This is a genomic window from Paenibacillus sp. 37, assembly GCF_008386395.1.
Classification (GTDB): domain Bacteria; phylum Bacillota; class Bacilli; order Paenibacillales; family Paenibacillaceae; genus Paenibacillus; species Paenibacillus amylolyticus_B.
On the sequence record NZ_CP043762.1, the window covers coordinates 423,252 to 440,392 of the forward strand.

16 protein-coding genes are annotated in these 17,141 nt (G+C 45.5%); all 16 read right to left on the reverse strand.

The features are described from left to right. Window positions 1-6: 6 nt before the first annotated feature. The 16 genes from nikC (F0220_RS31745) to F0220_RS31820 all read right to left on the reverse strand — a co-directional run bounded on the left by nikC (F0220_RS31745) (window position 7) and on the right by F0220_RS31820 (window position 16,747). On the reverse strand, window positions 7-849 hold the full coding sequence (gene nikC, locus F0220_RS31745; protein WP_149847151.1) for a nickel transporter permease: 843 nt from the start codon (window positions 847-849) through the stop codon (window positions 7-9). A gap of 2 nt (window positions 850-851) precedes the next feature. Then, the gene (nikB, locus tag F0220_RS31750) at window positions 852-1,787 is read right to left on the reverse strand and encodes a nickel ABC transporter permease (RefSeq protein ID WP_149847152.1); all 936 of its coding nucleotides are present in this window, start codon (window positions 1,785-1,787) and stop codon (window positions 852-854) included. Between the two features lie 2 nt (window positions 1,788-1,789). Then, window positions 1,790-3,298, reverse strand: coding sequence for a nickel ABC transporter substrate-binding protein (nikA, locus tag F0220_RS31755; RefSeq protein ID WP_149847220.1), 1,509 nt, complete (start codon window positions 3,296-3,298; stop codon window positions 1,790-1,792). A gap of 225 nt (window positions 3,299-3,523) precedes the next feature. Continuing rightward, a complete protein-coding gene (locus tag F0220_RS31760) occupies window positions 3,524-4,234 on the reverse strand; it encodes a class I SAM-dependent methyltransferase (RefSeq protein WP_223200036.1) in 711 nt (236 codons plus the stop codon). A 34-nt stretch (window positions 4,235-4,268) separates the two neighbouring features. After that, the gene (locus tag F0220_RS31765; RefSeq protein WP_105599011.1) at window positions 4,269-5,117 is read right to left on the reverse strand and encodes a DMT family transporter; all 849 of its coding nucleotides are present in this window, start codon (window positions 5,115-5,117) and stop codon (window positions 4,269-4,271) included. 37 nt (window positions 5,118-5,154) lie between these two features. Further along, window positions 5,155-5,946, reverse strand: a complete 792-nt coding sequence (locus tag F0220_RS31770; protein WP_076331704.1) for an ABC transporter ATP-binding protein — start codon at window positions 5,944-5,946, stop codon at window positions 5,155-5,157. A gap of 6 nt (window positions 5,947-5,952) precedes the next feature. Next, window positions 5,953-6,798, reverse strand: coding sequence for an ABC transporter ATP-binding protein (locus F0220_RS31775; protein WP_223200037.1), 846 nt, complete (start codon window positions 6,796-6,798; stop codon window positions 5,953-5,955). A gap of 31 nt (window positions 6,799-6,829) precedes the next feature. Continuing rightward, window positions 6,830-7,687, reverse strand: a complete 858-nt coding sequence (gene nikC / locus F0220_RS31780; RefSeq protein WP_105599010.1) for a nickel transporter permease — start codon at window positions 7,685-7,687, stop codon at window positions 6,830-6,832. Next, window positions 7,684-8,628 carry a nickel ABC transporter permease gene (nikB, locus tag F0220_RS31785; RefSeq protein ID WP_149847154.1) on the reverse strand — a complete coding sequence of 315 codons (945 nt, stop codon included), beginning with the start codon at window positions 8,626-8,628 and terminating at the stop codon, window positions 7,684-7,686. The genes nikC (F0220_RS31780) and nikB (F0220_RS31785) overlap by 4 nt, the downstream gene beginning before the upstream one ends. A 1-nt stretch (window position 8,629) precedes the next feature. After that, complete coding sequence (gene nikA / locus F0220_RS31790) at window positions 8,630-10,222, reverse strand: nickel ABC transporter substrate-binding protein (protein WP_105599008.1); 1,593 nt, start codon at window positions 10,220-10,222, stop codon at window positions 8,630-8,632. Continuing rightward, window positions 10,219-11,559 carry an opine metallophore biosynthesis dehydrogenase gene (locus F0220_RS31795; RefSeq protein WP_149847155.1) on the reverse strand — a complete coding sequence of 447 codons (1,341 nt, stop codon included), beginning with the start codon at window positions 11,557-11,559 and terminating at the stop codon, window positions 10,219-10,221. The genes nikA (F0220_RS31790) and F0220_RS31795 overlap by 4 nt, the downstream gene beginning before the upstream one ends. Before the next feature lie 14 nt (window positions 11,560-11,573). Continuing rightward, window positions 11,574-12,380 (reverse strand): nicotianamine synthase family protein, encoded by an 807-nt coding sequence (locus F0220_RS31800; protein ID WP_105599164.1) that lies wholly within the window; start codon window positions 12,378-12,380, stop codon window positions 11,574-11,576. A 380-nt stretch (window positions 12,381-12,760) separates the two neighbouring features. Further along, complete coding sequence (locus F0220_RS31805; RefSeq protein WP_188310574.1) at window positions 12,761-13,687, reverse strand: ABC transporter substrate-binding protein; 927 nt, start codon at window positions 13,685-13,687, stop codon at window positions 12,761-12,763. Between the two features lie 283 nt (window positions 13,688-13,970). Further along, the gene (locus tag F0220_RS31810) at window positions 13,971-14,756 is read right to left on the reverse strand and encodes an ABC transporter ATP-binding protein (protein WP_149847157.1); all 786 of its coding nucleotides are present in this window, start codon (window positions 14,754-14,756) and stop codon (window positions 13,971-13,973) included. After that, entirely contained in the window at window positions 14,753-15,760 is a 1,008-nt protein-coding gene (locus F0220_RS31815; protein ID WP_149847158.1) for a FecCD family ABC transporter permease, read from the reverse strand. The genes F0220_RS31810 and F0220_RS31815 overlap by 4 nt, the downstream gene beginning before the upstream one ends. 6 nt (window positions 15,761-15,766) lie before the next feature. Further along, complete coding sequence (locus tag F0220_RS31820) at window positions 15,767-16,747, reverse strand: ABC transporter substrate-binding protein (RefSeq protein ID WP_149847159.1); 981 nt, start codon at window positions 16,745-16,747, stop codon at window positions 15,767-15,769. Window positions 16,748-17,141 lie beyond the last annotated feature (394 nt).

The window sequence follows — 17,141 nt, forward strand, 5'->3', positions numbered from 1 at the left end:
CGCTTCTCACTCCCTGCTCCGTTTGATATCCAGCCTATCGCGCACCCGATCTCCCAGCATGTTGGACCAGAGAACGACGAGCATAATCGCGAGTCCAGGGACAATCATAAGGTAAGGTGAGCTATGAAAGTATGCCCGTCCCTCGTTCAGCATGGCCCCCCACTCTGGTGCAGGAGGCTGCGCCCCCAATCCAATGTAGGAGAGCGAGGCAATCATGAGAATGACTTTACCGATATCCAGCGAAGCGATCACAATCACATGAGACAACGCATGGGGTAGTAAATGCTTCCACAAAATCTGATGAGGACGTAATCCACTCAGGCGGGCGATGGTAATATACTCCTGATGTTTCTCCGCGATCACGCTATTTCGAACGATGCGGGAATACGTAATCCATTTGACCGAAACGATGGCAATCATCAGATTGAAGATACCTGGTCCCATCAGCCCACTAAGCACAATGGCAATAATAAAATCCGGAAATGCAAGAAAAGCATCCGATATTCGTTTATAGATTCGATCCAGCCACCCGCCTGCATACCCGGCCATTAATCCTGCGGGAATACCGATGGCGAGTGAACCGAAGAGAACACTTAAACTGGTTCCTACCGTATTCCTTCCCCCGAGCAGCATACGGGATAATAGATCTCGACCAAGATCATCGGTCCCCAGCAGATGATCTATACCTGGGGGCAGAAGTCGTATCGCCAAGTTGACCGCATAGGGATCATGTGGAACCACATAAGGAGCACAGATCAAGGTCAAAACAACGAGTACCAAAATGATGATGTGAACGCTCATTTTTGGTTTTTGCACCGGAGGGGTAAGTCTAAACTTGGTTTTAAGCATGATTATCGTTCCCCCTTCAACCGGATCTCGGGGTTCAGAACGTCATTCAGAAGGTCGACGAGCATGTGGATGATTGTAACGATCAGGCCCATCAGTACCATATAGCCCTGAATAACCGGATAATCACGACTCTGAATGGCATCAACAATGAATTTGCCCATACCGGGATAGGCGAACAGCACTTCAATCACGACCGTTCCCCCAAGCAAGCTTCCGATGCTTACACCAAACATGGTGACAACGGGAGTGAGTGCATGCCTGAAGGCATGTCTAAGGAGCACACGCGAGCCACCTATTCCTCTGGATCGTGCACCCCGAACAAAATCCTGACCCAGACTTTCCAGCAAACTTGAACGAATGAGACGCACGTATACGGCGGCCATGGTTAATCCCAGTGTAAGGGATGGAAGCACCAGATGCGCAATGCTCCCCGTCCCCATAGAGGGAAACAGATGTGTTCTCACTGAGAAGCCTTCTATTAAAAGAAGCCCCAGCCAGAAGCTAGGGACTGAGGTGCCCAGTACAGCCAGAAGACGACTGAACCGGTCGATGACGCGATGGGGATATAAGGCGGACAGTGTGCCGAGCGGAATGGCGATGACGATCAGCACAAGCAGTGAAGTGCACGTCAACAGCAAGGTTGCCGGCAATTTGTCCAGTAATTCCTCCGTTACCGGACGATTGGTCATATATGAAGTTCCCAAATCGAGTCGGACAAGACGTCCGAGCCACTGCCCGTATTGCACGAGCACAGGATCATTTAACCCCAAAGCCTCACGCTGTTTCTCCATTTGGGAAGAGGTCACGGCCACATCATCCGAGCGCAGTATTTCCCTTACCGCATCACCGGGAGCTAATTTTACGAACACAAAGCTAATGAAGGACAGAAGCAAAATAAAGAGAATGAACTCTATACTTCGTTTCAGGAGCTTGTTCATGTCTATTCCACATCCAGTTGATTGGTCAGCATGTAATACTCACTTTTGCTGGTTACCCAATTTTTCACCCGATCTTTATACACAACGAGCGTATTGGGATGAACCAGGTAGGAGTAATAAGTTTCTTCATCAATATGCATCAGGATTTTTTCAATTAATTCATTTCGTTTATCGGTATCCACCATCTGATCCAACTGGTCAATCAATTTGTTCAGCTGCAAATCATTAATTTTGCCGAAATTCAGCGTCCCGTCGGGTTTGAAAGCTACATTGAGGAAGTAACTGGCATCTCCGCGTGGTGCAATTAATGGACTGTATGTGCCCAGGTCCCAGTCATCTTTGGTGAGCAGATAGTCTTCATAATTATCCACAAACTCAATTGTAATCTGGATACCGATTTCCTTCGCTTGTGCTTGCAGTACCTGAGCAAACAGCGGGAATTCCGCCCGTGATGTATACGTTACAAGCTTCAGGCTAAGCGGCTTGCCGTTCTTGCTTACTTTACCCTGTTCCACCTGATAACCAGCCTTTTCAAACCATGCCAGTGCTGCTTCGGTACCTGTCGTTTTGACTTCATAGGAAGGCATAAAGGAGAAACCAGGCATGAATGGTCCTGTTGCGAGCGTAGCCTGTCCACCCATAATCACGTCCTTCAATTCTTCACGATTGACAAGAGCATCAAAGGCTTTTCTCATATATTTGTCCTTGAATTCGGGTTGGTTTGTATTAAAAATAAGCTCGTGTGTGCGCAGGCTTGTGACCGATTCCAAATGAAGAGTGGAGTCACTTTTCATCGTTTCCAGACTTTCAGTTGGCGGGCGATATACAATATCCGCATCTCCCGACATCAGAGCCGAAAGGCGCGCACTCGCATCCTCATTAAAGTTGAATGAGGCACGACTCAGCTTGGCAGCTCCGCCCCAATACTCATCGTAGCGCTCCACCTTGAGTGAGCTTCCCGCTGTGAAGGACGTAACTTTGAAAGGTCCAGTTCCAACAGGTGTTTTGTCCGGGTCAGCCGCATTGACATCCAGAATGGATGCGTTCGGGTGAACAAGCTCGGATGGAAACTGCGGGAAGGGTTGCACAGTCGTAATATTCAGTGTTTGACCGGATGCACTCATTTCCTTAATGTTCAAAACCTGTTCTACACCCGGATTCACCTGGATCGCCCGTTCAAGAGATTGTTTTACAGCTTCGGCATCCAGGGCCCGTCCATCCTGGAAGGTTACATTCTTCTTAATCTCAAATGTCCAGTGCTGTCCGTCTGTCGTGCCCCACTTCTCAGCCAGCCAGGGCTCGATCTGCAGATCCTCACCCAACTTAACCAAGGTTTCAGTCACTCCAGCTCTCAAAGGGGTATAATCTTGATGTGGATCAATCGTCTGGCTTGCAAAGTTGAACAAAAACGTAACTTCCTTGTCTTTCGTCGCTGCAGGTTGCGTTGTTGCATCCTTCGGCGTACTGGAACAGGCCGAAACGAAAAGCACTGTGCATAAAACCAAAATCATCGTTATTTTTCTCTGTGTCTGCAACGTTGTCTAACCTCCATCGATAAAAGCATCTGATTGAAAAAACAATACGTATTATATCGTACTTGATGGGTATGAATATTCGTAATAGCCCCAATGAGCTATTAAAGCTAAAATTTGTGACAAAAAAAGCTCAAGCCATTGAAATCAATCACTTGAGCCAGGAGGATACAACAATAGTCATACCCTTTCTATAATCTACCCCTAGAGACCATTTATGCTAGCCTTTGGGGCAACAAACCGGAATATATAGGATTGTTCATAGGCAAACTGCAATTGATCTGCCACTCGTTTATACCACTTCTTACCATGAGACAGATCGACGAATCCTATTGGCAGCATGCGACGCACGCTCACCTGAAATCCTGCCAGCATGAACGCTTCGGATATGGTATCCAGTGTGTGATCCTGCATAGGAATGGCTGCATTGCCGTTAATGCGATCCCTGATCTCGGGCAAACTGGGGTTGCAACCGTAGTCGGCAAAGGTAGCATAATAAATGCCACCTGGCTTGAGACAGGTTCTGATCTGCAACGCATGTTTATTCAGATCGGGAATCAAATACAACACGGCCAGACTAAAAGCTAAATCAAACCGATGCACAAACTGCTCAGGCTGCCCAGTAGCATAGAACTCCAGCGGCAGATCTCCCATGCGCTGATTGGCAATTTCAATGGATTGACGTGCCAGATCTGTTCCAACACCTTCCTTGAAAGGCCGGTGAGAGTGTAGAAGCCTCAGGAATCCTCCCTGGTTGCAGCCGAAATCAAGAACACTGCATTGCTCCAGACGCTCTTCCGGTATAAAACCAAGTATTCTCTCCCAGTGTGGGATATGATCATCTTCCATCCCCTGATCTCCTTCTCCAGGGTGGTGCCACCATACATCATACAGCGTTTGTTTGTTCAAGATCATAACCTCCTTCATTTGAAATACGTAGGCCAAACATCTATCGTGTCTTGTTCGCCCCTCTTCGACTTGATAGGGCGATACACCCCGTAACAATGATCACACCGCCAAGCACGGTAAGCATATCCGGAATTTCCTGCCAGAATATAAAGCCGAATATTCCGTTCAATACCAGACCGAAATAGCTGACGACCTGAACCACGATAGCACTTTCATGTGTGAATGCCCGGGTCAGGAACACTTGTCCAAGCAGTGAAACCACACCAATGGCTAGAAGGTACACCGATTGCATCGGGTCTGGTACGACAAATTGCTGTGACATAAAGGGCAATGCGACCAGCGCTGAGGTAGCCACAAAATAAAATACAATTTCATAGGATGGATGAGTCTTGCTCAAGTAGCGAATGGAGATCCCGGCTGCTGCCGAAAAGACAGCGCTTAATATCCCGACCAGAGCATAGGCAGAATAACTGGCATACTCATGGGGCTTGATCAGAAGTATTGCACCCAGGAAAATCAAGGGCAGTATCGCTATAGTTCTGCGGGAAAGTCGCTCTTTCAGGAAAATAACTGAGAGCACAATGACAAAGACGGGTGACATCTGTGCAAGTATGCTCGCGTCAGTTAATGGAATCTTGGACAAGGTAAAAAAATAGGCAAGCATGTACAACCCGCCGAGTACACCTCTTAATGCCAGCATTGGAATTCCTGTTTGGGAAAAAGAAATCTGTCCGTAACGCATCAATACGAGGATCAGAATAGTTCCAATCAGTCCGCGAAAGAAAGCAATCTCTGCCGGTGGAATCGTCGCACTGATCTCTTTCACAAGAACGTTCATCACACTGAATACCAATGAGGAGAACAACGCTAACCATACACCGTTTTTCATTAGAACCTCTTTCATCATAACTTGTGTAAAGAAAAAACTATTGCTCCAGGTCATATACCGCTGAAAGCAGACATTTTGTATAATCATGTCTCTCTGGCTCGCTGATTTGCTCGCTTGCAAACTCATCAACGATTGCCCCATCCTTCATGACGAGGATTCGATTGCTCATCTGATGAACGGCTGCAATATCATGGGAGATGAACAAGAATGACATCTCCAGATTGGTCTGTAATTGTTTTAACAGCTTGAGAATATTCGCTTGCACGGTAACATCCAGGCTGGAAGTGGGCTCATCACAGATGAGCAGCTCTGGCTTGAGGCTGATGCCTCTTGCAATGGCTACCCGCTGGCGTTGTCCTCCACTCAGTTCATGGGGGTAACGATCCAGATGTTCCGGTCCCAGTCCCACCATCTCCAGCAGCCTTGCCGATGTTGCACGTCTGTTCTCCCTGACATCCACCAGAAAGGGAGGTTTAACCTCTGGAAAATTGTCCAAAGGCTCCAGTACAGAACGCCAGACAGGCAACCGATCATTCAGGGAGGCATTACTATCCTGAAATACAACCTGAATGTGTTGCCTCATCTTTCGGAGCGTATTCTTTTTCGCCTCTACAAGTGAGGCTCCCAGCAGTCGTATTTCTCCATGATCAGGTTTTTCCAAGGCCAGCAGCAGTCGCGCCAGCGAGCTTTTGCCACTGCCGCTCTCGCCAACTAGCCCCAGACACTCCCCTTTTTGTATGGTGAACGAAACCTGATGAACTGCTCGGACCGCATCCCTACCTCGTCCATAGGTTCTAACCAGATTTTTAACCAGCAGTAAAGGCTCCATCTTCTGTTACCCCCAAACTTGTGTTTCTTGTGGACTCGTATGCTGCTTGCGAGAGATTATCGGACAAGCCTTGAGCAGCGCTTGCGTATAGGGATGGTGTGGGGCATGCTTAATCTGTTCCCGGCTTCCTATTTCCACAATATGGCCTCTTTGCATGACCGCGATTCGGTGTGAACGCTTAACGACCTGTCTCAAATCATGGGAGATCAGCAAAATTGCGCAACCGACTTCATGCTGAAGCTCCTGCATCAAGTCCATAATGGCTTGTCCAGTGACGACATCAAGCGCTGTAATCGGTTCATCTGCAACCAGCAGAGCTGGCTTCAGCATCAAAGCGGCTGCAAGTGCAATCCGCTGCAATTGTCCTCCGCTCAACTGAAACGGATAGCTCCGAAAGGATCGTTCGGCAGGAAGCTTTACACGGTGTAGCCAGTCTAGCGCCATTTCTTTCGCTTCCGCTCGTGTAGCCCGGGTATGTGTACGGATGACTTCCATCAACTGATGGCCGACCTTCATGAATGGTGTGAAGCTACCGCGATAGTCCTGAAACACGTAACCAATTTCTTTACCCCGCAGCGATTTCACGTACCCTGCCCGTGACTCTAACAAGTTTATCCCTTGGAAAACAATCTGCCCATGGGTAATGGCGAGTGGTTTGGTCAGAAGGCCGGCGATCGCACTGGCTGTAACACTTTTTCCACTTCCACTTTCTCCGACAATCGCCAGTGTTTCCCCGATATGAATATTAAATGAAATATCTTCCGTAATTCTGTGGCTGTGACCCTGATGGACGGCACTGATCGACAAATGATTTACATCCAGGATGGGTTGCCTTTCCGTTAATTTCCTCAATGCTTTTCCCTCCCATCCACATTAAAACACTTTAACGATTACGTATGTCCAGATGGTCCCGAATGCCGTCGCTGATCAGATTAGAGCTGAATACAACCATCAGAATGCATAACCCAGGGTAAATCATCAGTTGTGGGGCCGCCTGGAAGTACGAGCGTCCTTCATTCAGCATCGCCCCCCACTCCGGAGCAGGAGCCTGCACACCCAGACCGAGAAATGAAAGCGTCGATATCAGCAGAATGAAACGGCCTACATCGAGTGCAGCCATGACCGCGAGCGGCGACGCAACCTGTCTTGCCAAATGACGATAAAGAATGATCCACATCCCGCTACCAGCCACAACAGCAGCTTTGACATAATCTTTTTCCTTTTCCAGCAGCACAATACTCCGCACCAATCTTGCATACGTAATCCATTTCACACACGCCACAGCCAGCATGACATGAAGCAGACCTGGACCAAGAAAACCGGCAACAGCAACAGCCAATAGAAATTCAGGAACTGCACCAATGCCATCGACGGTTCTCATAAGTAACGTATCCAGCTTACCACCCCAAAATCCGGATAACATGCCTATGGGAACACCTATAAGGATGACTGTAGTCAACACTAGAAAGGATGTGCTCATCGTTGTTCGGGTCCCATCTATAATGCGGGACAAAATGCATCTGCCCAGATGGTCAGTACCTAGCGGAAATTCGGCACTGGGTGGAAGTAAACGATCGGACATACGAACCAGCAGAGGATCGTTAGGCAATATCCAGGGTCCAATGAGAGCGATAAGGAGGAAAAACAGAATGATGCCCGCACCGAGCCACAGTAGCGGACTCAATCGAAGACTTTGGCCTCTATGAAATTCCACAAGATTCTCAAGTGATGTCCATTTCACACGTTTCTCCCCCTTCCCGAGCGAATTCGGGGATCGAGCAGACTATAACTAAGATCCACAAGCACATTGGCTGTCACAATGAATACGCCTGTCAGCAGAACATATCCCTGAATAACCGGATAGTTCCGTTGAGTGATCGCTTCCATGACCATACTTCCCAGACCCGGCCAGGCAAAAAGAGTTTCAGTCACGACTGAACCTGCCAGCAGTGCACCCAGACTCATTCCGAAAATCGTAATGACTGGCAGAAGAGCGGCACGAAGTGCATGTCTGGCGATGACCCTCCACTCCGCTATGCCTCTTGCACGAGCGGCGCGCACATATTCCTGCGATAACGCATCCAGCAGTCCCGACCGAAGCAAGCGGATGTACTCGGGGGCCATGACAAACCCCAGTGTAATCGATGGAAGAATGAGATGCCTGACGTTGCCACTGCCCATCGTAGGTAGCCAGTTTAGCTTGAAGGCAAAGGCGTAGATTAACAATAAGCCTAGCCAGAAGCTGGGGATGGAAGCTCCGATCAATGCGAATAGTCGACTGAGATGATCCGGCCATTTCCCTTTATATTTTGCACCCAATATAGCCAGCGGGACGGATATAAGCAATAACACGACAATCGCACCTGAAGTCAGCGATACTGTGGCGGGAAGTCGATCCATCATCAGGTCCCACACAGCCCGGTTATTAACAAATGACTTTCCCAGGTCGAGCTGAATCACGCCCTGAAGCCAGAGACCATACTGCTGCACAAGTGGTAAATTCAATCCAAGCTGTTCTTGCACCTGGTCCTGATCCGATTGGGAGACAGCTCCCTCGTTGGCCTTCAATATCGTAAGTACGGGATCACCTGGAGCCAGCTTCATCAGCAGGAAGGTTGCCAGGCTCAGCATTAAAAGTACAAGGATCAGCTGAATGATTCGTGAAAAGGATTGCCGAACCATGTCACTTCACATCCAGTGTATGCGTTACGATATAGAACTCCTCTGCTCCAGGTTTCCAATCGGTTACCCGCTGATTGATCCCCACCAGAATGTTGGGATTGATAATATAGGAATGAGGCAAAGCCTTGTTGATCACTGTCACTGCCTGCTGAGTAATCTCGTTTCGTTTCTCTGTATCACCTGTCTCATTCAGTTCCTTCAGAATGGGCTCCAATCCATCGACTTGAATATTGGCAGGGTTGTAAGAGCCACCCGGAACATATGCGGAATTCAGAAATGAGCCTCCGTCTCCTCTTGGGGAAGTCAAATAACTCGATGTAGACATATCCCAATCGGTATGATCTGCGATGTATACTTCAGGATATTCTACAGAAACAATTTCAATCGTAATACCCGCTTTGGCTGCTTCTGACTGAACTACCTGCGGTATCAGCGGCAGCTCGGGATTCACGCCGGTAAAAGCAATCAGTTTTAATGTCAACGGTTTTCCATCTTTTTGAAATTTCCCATCTGAGCCTTTGGTGTACCCTGCGCTTTCCAATAGCCGGAGTGCACCTGCTTCGTCCAGTTTCTGATACCCTTCTCTATTGCCAAAAGGAAGTGAAGCATTAAATGGACCATTGGCTGGTGAAGCATGACCAAGCATAATATCCTGTACAATCGAATCCCGGTCAATCAGTTTGTCCAGGGCTTCTCGAACACGGTGATCGCTGACGCTTGAACTTGCAGGATTGTAGGTAAAATAATGTGTTCTCAAGCTCGTAACCGAGCTAACGCTGAGCTCGTTGTCAGCTTCGATAGATGTCAGCATCTCTGGAGACAAATGAAATACAATGTCCGCTTGTTTGGACTGAAAAGCGAGCGTTCTGACATTGGCATCAGCATTAAATTTGAATGTAACCTCATTTAACTTGGCCTTGCCATCCCAGTAATCGTCGTTACGCACCAGATGAATTTCGCTGCCCGGTGTGAAGCTGGTAACCTTGAACGGACCGGTTCCTACCGGGGCATTGTTGAATGCCTCTTTGCCCATTTGATTCTCGGCAGCTACACTGATAATACTGGTGGTCGGATGCACCAGTTCTGTAGGAAATGCCGGGTAAGGCTCGGTTGTCGTAATTTGAAGTTGCTGTCCGTTCGCCTCCATTGAAGCGATTTTAAGAGCGGCGGCAAGTGCTTTACTGTCGGCAATGCCACGCTCAAACGATGCTTTTACCGCTTGAGCATCCAGTGGTGTTCCATCCTGAAATTGTATGCCTTCCCGAATCGAGAAGACCCATGTGCGATCATCCTTGGTTTCCCAGTCACTTGCGAGCCACGGAGAAATCTTCATATTTTCATCCAGTCGCAATAATGTTTCCGTTACACCAGCACGCAACGTAATCCACGTATTGTGCGGATCCAGCGTATCATTGGGAAGACTATGTATGATTGTAATGTCTTTAGAGACGGATGTAGCAGGCGTATTTTCCTCGCTAGATGAACCGGAGGAACGACTAGCCTGACTACATCCAGACAGAAAGGTGACCGCACATAATATCAAGATAAATCCAAAGAAGATTTTACTACGCTGTGATCGAATTCCTAAACTCATGATTTGAAAACATCCTCTCTACCCTTTAAATCCAGCGTGTGCATTTTACGGATAATAATTTTCGCTTCCTCCAAGGTGTTGTCCTGGACGAGTTCAGAACGAAATGCATCTGCTCCTTGTTGTTTCATAAATGCCCCTAATTGATGCTCAAAGTTCTGCATGAACGTTCTGGCTTGAGGCATTGGAATTTGCAAAGTTTGTCCAATATGGTATAACAGTTTTAATTTTCTGTAATCTTCATAAGGAATACGCGGAATAACCCATTTCCCTTCATGATCCAGGCTTACCTGCTGGTAAGGTACAGCTGCAAATGAACGATATTGACCCTGTTTGCCCGGGCTGGAGAAGGGATCAATGAGGAGCGAGGCGTACCTGATATACAGTAAGTACTCCTGATGAAGTTCATCAAACTGAACGAATCCCTCGATATCTGATCTGGAGAGTGACTGCTCCTGGACAGGATAGTTGTCATCATTCATAAATTTCAGCAGGTTCATCGGTTCCGCTCCAAACTTCACAAGCACGCAGGAAATTTCCTTCCACAGCCGGACCATACTGTGGATGGTGCCAGGTGTAACGGGTCCTTCCGGGTATAGTTTATACATATATTTGGTGGAACGAGTATGGCTGAAGATTTCATTTAACGAAAATGAATCCATAAAAAACGGTGGATGCACATAGGTCGTAATGCTTCTGCTTTCGGCTCCAATTGGATGCGGGGTCTGTTCAGCTTCAATGCCTAAACTGGCGAAAAAGTCTTGAAGGTGGAACAGCGTACGACTATTTGCTCGACTGGAACCCATGTGAATTTTTCTCTTCAAGCCTTTGACGATAGATTTCAGGAGAGTAGCAGCAGCCGGGTCAAATTTAGTAGCTGCATAGTATGTCGAGAAGCTGATCACTTCTATGCGATCTCTAACTGCATCGAGACTTTCTTGAACAAGCATGTTCGAGCCTATGCCCGGAGAGATGAGAATGATTCGTTTAACCTCAAGCCTGTAATCCAGCTTTAATTCACGGATGACATCAACGTAGCTGTGACAGGGAACACACAAAACAATGGTTTGCCAATCATCTTCTATCGTGTCGAATCCTGCATAAAACCTGTCCAGGCGGGCAGTTGCCGAAAGATGTCTGGCACGTTCGACCAGAACCTCTGTGGATACGTGGAATTCGTGCTCTTCAAGCTCCGTTAGAAGTCGCTCTGCGTGTATTCCCTTCCGGTTCGCCACACCGATCCGATGAGACCAACCTTTGGACAGATCCACGGCAACATGAATACCCGCCGGGCCTCCACCAACAATCAATACATTGCCTAGAGCCGATGTTTCTTGCATCTTGTCCAATCTCCTCACCTTCCCTGTATGACACTGTGCTTCGGTTCAATAATCATTGTTTCATAGAAGCCTTTCCCTGCAGAAATCGAAGTTTTTTGCCAATCGTCAGACAATTCCTCTTCAACCGGGTAATTAAAAAGTGATTTCAGTCCATTACCATAGCGCATCAAGATTCGGGTGTCGGGTTGAATTCTTCCTTTGAGATCATTCAAGATATCCAGTTTGTTGCGAACTAGAGAGGCAATGACGATATGTGTTGCTTCACTCACAAAAGACAACTCCTCGATCGGTTTTCCAGAGAAAACAATTCTGTCGGCAAGTCCCCAGGTATCGGCTACTTTTCTCCCCTTTTCAACAGCCTCTGGATCGATATCCAGACATACAATTTCTGCACCCGTTTCATGAGCAATGGTCAATGCGGAGAGAGGAAATGCACCTGAACCAATAAAAAGAACTTTGGAGCGTTGATCAAGCTGGAAATCCCGAAGCTCGCTTCGGACGGATGTGGAGAGTATTTCGATATACTCACTCACATTCAAACGATTCTCAATCGCAAGAGCAGATTGATACTTTTCCATTTCACATAACGCTTGCACAGATGTTTCGCGAAGTTGCGTGCCATATAACTGGATTTCCTCCTGACTTCCCCACGCAAGCCACTGTCTGTCGTTCTCCTCCAACGTCATAAATTGACAAAGCGAATCCAGCTTCAGTTGTAAAAGATCGAAACACTCTTCATGTTCCTTGGCATAGGCATTTAATTGCTTAATCTCATATTCAAGTGATCTCAAGGAAAGTAAGAAGGCATATTTACTTTTCAATGTATTTCCTCCGTTCTGGATTAGAAACATCATCAATCCCTATTCATTGGAGTATAAACAGAGTTGCAAATAAAGCGCTATCATTATGCTATTCATAGTGTACATAAAAAGATATTTTTTCCATATAGCTCAATCTAGCTATAGTGATAGTCGTTTTGTGTCTAATTTGTGAGATCAAAGCAGATTGCAATGCTTTCTAACATATTAATACATAAATATCCAGCATGCTGCTCTGTGTCAATACATCTTCTCAAATAGAGATACATTGTGATATTACACAAGTTAAAAAGTCCGCAGCCGCTAATATAGCGGTTACGGACTCTCATCAGTACATATTTTTATTTTTTCGCTGGATCTGGCGAATACACCAGTTGCTTCATTTACTTTACTGATTCTGACACTTTCAAGCCGGGATTTGTAACAAACATGGAAGGCGGCAAAACATGGAGGCGGTCCGATTTCACCGCTTGCAACGAACTCCAGGCTGGATTGCTCTCCAATTGGGTTTCGATCATGCGTTGCCCATCCTCATCCATCCCATGAACCACGAAGAAGAGGTAGTCTGGGTTCAGTTCAACCAGCTTTTCCATACTGAAGGGTACTGAACTTGGCATTTTGCCAGAAGGAAGATTTTCAGCAATGTTCTTCATGTGTAGCGTCTCCGCAATATCCAGCGCGATACTGGTCGATTTTTGCATAGACGCAGTGTTCATCATCAGGGTTATGATTGCATAAGACGGCTTGTTCGCTGATAAATCTGTTGTGAGAGCGTCAAGTTTCGCATCCATGTCTGTAATCGCAATTTCAGCCTCCTGTTCTTTGCCGATGATCTGTCCGAACAACTTGGCATTACTGCGAATGTCCTCAATGGACTTCACCGTCAAAATGGCGAATGGGATGCCAGCATCAGCGAAAGTATCGGACAGATCCTTGTGAAAGAGCGGTTGACCGATGACCAGATCAGGTTTTAATTGGAGGACTTCCTCCAGATTGATGCTGTTAATCAGGCCAAGTTGCTTCACATCTGCTGCTTCAGCAGGAATAGCAACACCAGCTGATGTTGCTATTCCAATGGCTTCGCCGCCAACCTGATAGAACAATTCAGTTAGTTCGTTGTTCAGAATAACGATGCGTTCAGGTTTTTTCTCCAAGGTGACTGTGGAACCATTCAGATCTTGAAAAGTGAGATAGGGGCTGGCAGCTTGTTCCGAATCCCCTGTATTTGTCTCATTCTGCTGCTTGTCCCCCGCAGCCGGGCTGGATGAAACCTGCTCCTGCTGCGCGTCTGTGCCACAAGCAGCAGTCAAGCTAAGTAAGGCCGCAATCCAGATGATAACAATCGATTTTTTCTATGTAAATCCCCATCTTTTTATATTCCAGATATGAGGCATAAATTCTATCTTATCGTATATAAAACATATTCCTGAGAAAAGGCTCATTCGAGCTATATAGCTGCCCAAAACGTGAACATCCTGTGATGGTTGCCGTTGCTCCAGACGTATATGCACTTTAAAACCTATCGCGAATTAAAATACAATGATAAACACAAAACAATCTCTGATTTTTATTCAGAGATTGTTTTGTGTTTATTTATTCGTTGAATAGTTGAAAGTTATAGACAGAGATCGATTCATTATCAGAAGAAATATCTATTTCAGCATCAACTTTAAAAACATCACGTAACATTTTTGGTGTAATAACATTTTGAGGAGCACCATGGTCATAAAGTTCTCCAGCTTGAAGCACAATGATTTGATCAGAGATCATGGCTGCCTGATTAATATCATGTAGCACCAAGATGATTGTAATGCCCTGTTCGATATTTAAGCGTTTAATCAGTTCAATGATTTCAAGTTGGTGGTGGATGTCTAGATAGGACGTAGGCTCATCTAATAACAAAACAGCAGGTTGTTGAGCCAGTGTCATTGCAATCCATGCCCGCTGGCGCTCCCCCCCAGACAAACGATCTACTGTTCTTTCTGCTAAATCCACTAAATGAGTAAGTGCGATGGCTTGATCAACTATGGCATGATCTTCTTGATTGAATCGTTCGAATTTCCTCTTATGAGGGAAACGGCCATACTCTACGAGTTGCCTAACCGTAACCTCGGGATTACTTTCATGAACTTGCATTAAAAAAGCTAATTCTCTAGCAAATGCTTTCCTGCTCCATGTATTGATTTCGCTATTCTTAAATAAAATCTTTCCATCCGTAGTCTGAATTTGCTTTCCCAGCGCCTTTAAAAGTGTACTTTTACCACAGCCATTGGGTCCAAGAATACTGTGGATCTTTCCTGCTTCAAACTGAAGATTTAGAGCCGAAATGACCTCATTTTCATGATATCCAATATGAACATTCTTTGTCTCCAGTGTCATATCGTTCTCTTCTTTCGTAACAAATATAAGAAAAATGGAGCGCCTATCACACCCATAATAATACCCACTGGCAGCTCAATTGGTGCGAAGGCAACACGGCCAATGGTGTCCGATAAACACAGAACGGTCACTCCCAGCAGCGCTGAAGCAGGCAGCAATATCCGATAATCATTCCCCACAAGAATCCTTGCAGCATGAGGAACAATTAAGCCAACAAACCCGAGTAGACCCACAATACTTATAGCACTGGCAGCAAGGAGCGCGCTTATAGCAATAAACCATAAACGATAGCCCTCCGTGTTTAGTCCCAGTGATCTTGATTCTGCATCGCCGAGTAACAGTACATTCATACGTTGGGCGCTTAACAATGCCAATATTAATCCAATAATGCTGTAAGGAATGATCGTCTCCACATGCCCCCAGCTTTTTGCGGATAGACTTCCTACCATAAAGGAAACCGCTCCTTGTATGCGGTCACTATAAAATGTATACAGTGCTGAGACTCCAGAATTTAAAAAAGCAGAAGCTGCAACTCCAGCAAGAATAATCCTCATAGGAGATACGCCCTTGTCCCAAGCGAGCAAATAGATCAATAAGGCTGATGTCAATGCTCCAACAAATGCAACAGGTACTAACAAATGTGAGAAGGCAGGGAAGACCAGTAGCATGGTTGTCCCAAATAAACCTGCACCGGAGGAAACACCGATAATATGGGGATCAGCCATAGGGTTACGCATAACCCCTTGTAATAATGCACCGGAAAGAGCTAAATTAATGCCTACAAAAACGGCTACAAGTGTACGTGGCAGTCTAATATTCCATATAATCGTGTAGTAGTCCGAATCTGTGTTGCCAAGTAAAACACTTAAAATGGACCGTACATCTACAGAAACAGCTCCAAAAGCTAAACTGATTATGACGCTAAGTATAGCGAAGATCATAAAAAGTCCAATAATGAAGAGTTTCCAGCTCTTCCTGTTTTTTAACTGATTATTCTCAATCATAAATATCTAATTCGTTTGACTTGGAGTGATCAAGTCTGCCATATATTTATAGGATTCGGCAACATCAACACCAGGAGCCATTACAAATTTATCTTTTGGAAGAAAATACATTTGATCATTTGAAATGGCTGAAAGTGAGCTCCAGGCTGGATTTGATTTGAAATTGTTTTCGATCATTTCTTTAGCTTCATCATTCGTTGTGTGGGAAAGAATAAAGAGATAATCCGGATTGATCATCACCATCTCTTCCATACTAAACGGGATATATCCGGCAAAAGCTTCGCCATCTATGGATACTGTTGCATTACGCAGTTTTAACTGATCTGCAATATCTATTGCTATTGTTGAACTCTGTTCAACATATGCAGTGTCTCCCATAACGGTTAGTATGGCATAAGTAGGCATTTCTTGTTCATCTGGAATCTGCTCGATAACTTGATTGATCTCTGAGTTCATCTTATTTACAAGCTCTTCCGCTTTTGGTTCATTACCTGTAATTTTCCCCATCAAAATCGTATTCTGTTTTATGTCTTCAATAGATTGGGTGTTAAGATTTGCTAAAGGGATATTAGCTTCTTTGAAAGTTTCTCTGAATTTACCATGGTCAAAGCGCTGGCCAATCACCAAATCAGGCTTTAACTCTAATACCTTTTCCATATTAACTTCGTGCATAAAACCTACTTTCGGTACTTTTATCGCTTCTTTAGGCGGTTCAATGTTAAAGGGAGTCGGAACACCGACTGCTTTCCCTCCAACTTGATAGAAGGAGTAAAGAACTTGCTCATTCAAGATCACAATATTTTGAGGTTTATCCTGGAGTGTAACGGTTTCCCCGTCAAAGTCTTTAAAAGTTAGATAAGGTTCAGATGGTTGATTAATAGTAACTTCCTCTCTGTTGCTCTCTTGTTGTTGTGAAGTATTTTGACAACCACTTACAATTACCAGCATGATTAAAATAAAGACTGTAAATTTAAATCGATCCTTCATCAGTTTTGTCCCCTTTTTAGATCTTTTTTCTTAAAGCCGTATTATCCCTGGTTCACACTTTAACTATGATGGCTTGTCTGCTACTAGCCGCTTCATCTACGAGGAAGCCTTCTTTCTCACATTTAAATAAGCTTATCCTTAGATTTATAATAGATGAATGGCTCAGTTGAGCTATTCGAGGGAGACAAAATGGTATAATTTCAAACAATTTGTGAACCTGGTTCTTATACCTGAAAAAAGCTCTCTTTATACATGATTTGAATAAAAGATGCCCCCCAATGATGTATTTGATCATTGGGGGGCATCTTTTAGATATCAGTTTAATTCAGATTATGAGTATAAATAATACCGGCTCCTTATAATAGGAAAAAAAGTCGCTATTACAGCGAATTTA

Coding starts and splice junctions, on each gene's coding strand:
- F0220_RS31810 (WP_149847157.1), bottom strand. CDS start 14,756: ATGACACTGGAGACAAAGAATGTTCATATTGGATATCATGAAAATGAG.
- nikA (WP_149847220.1), bottom strand. CDS start 3,298: ATGATTTTGGTTTTATGCACAGTGCTTTTCGTTTCGGCCTGTTCCAGT.
- nikB (WP_149847152.1), bottom strand. CDS start 1,787: ATGAACAAGCTCCTGAAACGAAGTATAGAGTTCATTCTCTTTATTTTG.
- F0220_RS31765 (WP_105599011.1), bottom strand. CDS start 5,117: ATGAAAAACGGTGTATGGTTAGCGTTGTTCTCCTCATTGGTATTCAGT.
- nikA (WP_105599008.1), bottom strand. CDS start 10,222: ATGAGTTTAGGAATTCGATCACAGCGTAGTAAAATCTTCTTTGGATTT.
- nikC (WP_149847151.1), bottom strand. CDS start 849: ATGCTTAAAACCAAGTTTAGACTTACCCCTCCGGTGCAAAAACCAAAA.
- F0220_RS31760 (WP_223200036.1), bottom strand. CDS start 4,234: ATGATCTTGAACAAACAAACGCTGTATGATGTATGGTGGCACCACCCT.
- F0220_RS31820 (WP_149847159.1), bottom strand. CDS start 16,747: ATGAAGGATCGATTTAAATTTACAGTCTTTATTTTAATCATGCTGGTA.
- F0220_RS31770 (WP_076331704.1), bottom strand. CDS start 5,946: ATGGAGCCTTTACTGCTGGTTAAAAATCTGGTTAGAACCTATGGACGA.
- F0220_RS31815 (WP_149847158.1), bottom strand. CDS start 15,760: ATGATTGAGAATAATCAGTTAAAAAACAGGAAGAGCTGGAAACTCTTC.
- nikB (WP_149847154.1), bottom strand. CDS start 8,628: ATGGTTCGGCAATCCTTTTCACGAATCATTCAGCTGATCCTTGTACTT.
- F0220_RS31795 (WP_149847155.1), bottom strand. CDS start 11,559: ATGCAAGAAACATCGGCTCTAGGCAATGTATTGATTGTTGGTGGAGGC.